General features: G+C 62.9%; 4 protein-coding genes and 1 pseudogene. 3 read left to right on the top strand and 2 right to left on the bottom strand.

Features of this window, described 5'->3' with window-relative positions:
* The first annotated feature begins 39 nt into the window (after positions 1–39).
* The 3 genes from EN738_RS33505 to EN738_RS33495 all read left to right on the top strand — a co-directional run bounded on the left by EN738_RS33505 (position 40) and on the right by EN738_RS33495 (position 1,572).
* Complete coding sequence (locus EN738_RS33505) at positions 40–438, top strand: NADH:ubiquinone oxidoreductase subunit NDUFA12 (RefSeq protein WP_127287276.1); 399 nt, start codon at positions 40–42, stop codon at positions 436–438.
* Positions 439–563: 125 nt separating this feature from the next.
* Complete coding sequence (locus EN738_RS33500; protein WP_127287275.1) at positions 564–1,100, top strand: DUF2155 domain-containing protein; 537 nt, start codon at positions 564–566, stop codon at positions 1,098–1,100.
* Between the two features lie 85 nt (positions 1,101–1,185).
* Positions 1,186–1,572, top strand: a complete 387-nt coding sequence (locus EN738_RS33495) for a hypothetical protein (RefSeq protein ID WP_127287277.1) — start codon at positions 1,186–1,188, stop codon at positions 1,570–1,572.
* A gap of 11 nt (positions 1,573–1,583) precedes the next feature.
* Here EN738_RS33495 and aat read toward each other — a convergent pair whose 3' ends face one another.
* The gene (gene aat / locus EN738_RS33490; protein WP_127287274.1) at positions 1,584–2,201 is read right to left on the bottom strand and encodes a leucyl/phenylalanyl-tRNA--protein transferase; all 618 of its coding nucleotides are present in this window, start codon (positions 2,199–2,201) and stop codon (positions 1,584–1,586) included.
* A 28-nt stretch (positions 2,202–2,229) separates the two neighbouring features.
* Positions 2,230–2,528 (bottom strand): annotated as a pseudogene (locus EN738_RS33485) (acetyl-CoA carboxylase biotin carboxylase subunit); the annotation flags it as partial.

Genomic DNA, 2,528 nt, shown 5'->3' with positions numbered 1-2,528 from the left:
CAGGATAAAGGCGCTGCCGCTGCCGCCGCGAGGACTTGGATGAAAACTTTCCTTACGCAGTTTTTCACCTGGTGGAACAGCCAGACGCTGGGAACGCGCTTCCACACCTGGCGCCACGGCAGGAAGGTCGGCCAGGACGAAGCCGGCAACGTCTATTACGAGGGCGGCATCGATTCGGAAGGCCGCACCCGTCGCTGGGTCATCTACCGTGACTACTCGGAAGCCTCGAAGATCCCGCCGGGCTGGCACGGCTGGATCCATCACCGTGTCGACGTGGCGCCGCCGAGCGATGACTACCGGCCGCGCGAATGGCAGAAACCGCACCAGGCGAACCTCACCGGCAGCCCCGCCGCCTACCGTCCGAAGGGCTCGGTGCTCACCAACCAGCATCGCCCGCAGGTGACCGGCGACTATGACGCCTGGACGCCCGGTTCGTAATCCACGGTCAAGGTGCTGATCGGTCCTTTGTCGCCACAATTGACGTTTAGCTGCTTGCTGATCTGAAAACGGCGACTAGCCTTGGCGTGAAAGAATCACCCGGGCGCAACCACCGGTATCCTCGCATGAGCATCTTTAGCCGAATCTCGATGGGCGCCGTGGCGGCGGCAGCAGCCGCTCTCGCCCTCTGCACGGTGACGTTTGCAGCCGCGCAGACACAGGCGGCGCCGGTGGCTGCCGACCGCATCACCAATCCGGTGGCCGAGTTCGCGGGCATTGACAAGATCACCGGCCGCATCATCACCTTCGATGTCTATATCGACGAGACGGTGCAGTTCGGCGCCCTGCAGGTGACGCCGCGCATCTGCTATTCGCGGCCGGAGACCGAGGAACCGAAGACTGATTCCTTCGTCGAGGTCGACGAGATCACGCTCGATCGCAAGATCCGCCGCATCTTCACCGGCTGGATGTTCGCCGAGAGCCCCGGCCTCAACGCCGTCGAGCATGCGGTCTATGACGTCTGGCTGAAGGGCTGCAAGCAGAAGTCGGACGTGCCGCCGCCCGAGGCCGCCAAGACCGGTGCGTCACAGGTCGATACGTCCAAGCCGAAGGCCGCCGCCGCTCCGGCTGCGACCGAGCCGGATAGCGGCGAGGCCAACTGATCCAACAGCAGATTCGGGGAACCGCTTCGTTCGCCACACGTTGGCAAAGAGCGATTGCGCACTGTTGCGCATGGAGGATCTTGCGATGTCAGCAACCAAGCACATGACGGCCAGCAAGAAGGAATTGCTTGACCTCGAAAGGGGATTCTGGACCGGCGATGCGGCCTACTATGCGGCCAACGCCGATGCCGAATGCCTCGTGGCCTTTCCGGAGATGGCGCATGCGATCAGCAATGCCGATCTGGCTAAAACCGCCAGCAAGCCACGTCGCTGGCGCGATCTCGACATCGACCTAAAGGGCATGGTGGAACCCGGCAGCGACATTGTCATGCTGACCTACGAGGCGCACGCGACGCGCGAGAATGGCGAAATCTACAGCGCGCTGGTCAGCACCGGCTACGTGCATCGCACCAATGGCTGGAAGATGATGTTCCATGCGCAAACGCCGATAGAGGCTTCAGCAAAAGGCTGATCGCTACGGCTTCATGGCGAGAAGATGGCCTCGCCCTTCAAGGCCTCGGCCAGCATCTTCTCATATTGGCCGCGCGGCACGTCGACGGCGCCGAAGCGCTTGAGGTGCTCGGTGGTGAACTGGGTGTCCAGCAGCGCGAAGCCGCGCGCCTTCAACCGCTCGACCAGGTGATAGAGACAGGTCTTGGACGCGTCCGTTTCCTTGGCGAACATGCTTTCGCCGAAGAACACGCGGCCGAGCGAGACGCCGTAGAGGCCGCCGACCAGCCGTTCCTCGCGCCAGGCCTCGACCGAATGGCAATGGCCGAGCCGATAGAGATCGACATAGGCCTCGCGGATCGGCGCGTTGATCCAGGTCGAGCGGCGTTCCTCTCGCCTTTCGGCGCAGCCGTCGATCGTCGCCTCGAAATCGAAATCGTAGCGGATCTCGAACGGGTGCTTGCGGATCGTCTTCTTCAGGCTGCGCGGCGTATGAAAGCCGTCCAGCGGTATGATCCCGCGCGTTTCCGGCCGCACCCAGAACACTTCCGGATCGCTGGCACTTTCGGCCATCGGGAAGACGCCCGACGCATAGGCCTTCAGCAACAGGTCGGTCGGGATGCGATAGCCGGGCGCATAGGGACGGGTCATCGCGGCATTATAACTGCAAGCTCAGCGGCTATTCCTCTTTAGCCAGATATTTTTCCAGCCAGTGGATGTCGTAGTCGCCATTGGCGATGTCGGGGTTGCCGACCAGGTCGCGGAACAGCGGCAGCGTCGTCTTTATGCCGTCGACGACGAATTCGTCCAGCGCCCGGCGCAGCCGCATCATGCATTCGACGCGGTTGCGGCCATGCACGATCAGCTTGCCGATCAGGCTGTCGTAGTAGGGCGGGATCTTGTAGCCGGAATAGACGCCGGAATCGACGCGGATGCCGAGCCCGCCAGGCGTGTGGAAATGGGTGATGGTGCCCGGCG

It is taken from the genome of Mesorhizobium sp. M4B.F.Ca.ET.017.02.2.1, from assembly GCF_003998955.1.
Lineage (GTDB): Bacteria > Pseudomonadota > Alphaproteobacteria > Rhizobiales > Rhizobiaceae > Mesorhizobium > Mesorhizobium abyssinicae.
Note: the sequence above shows the minus strand (reverse complement) of the source record. Positions and strands in the feature narration are given on the sequence as shown.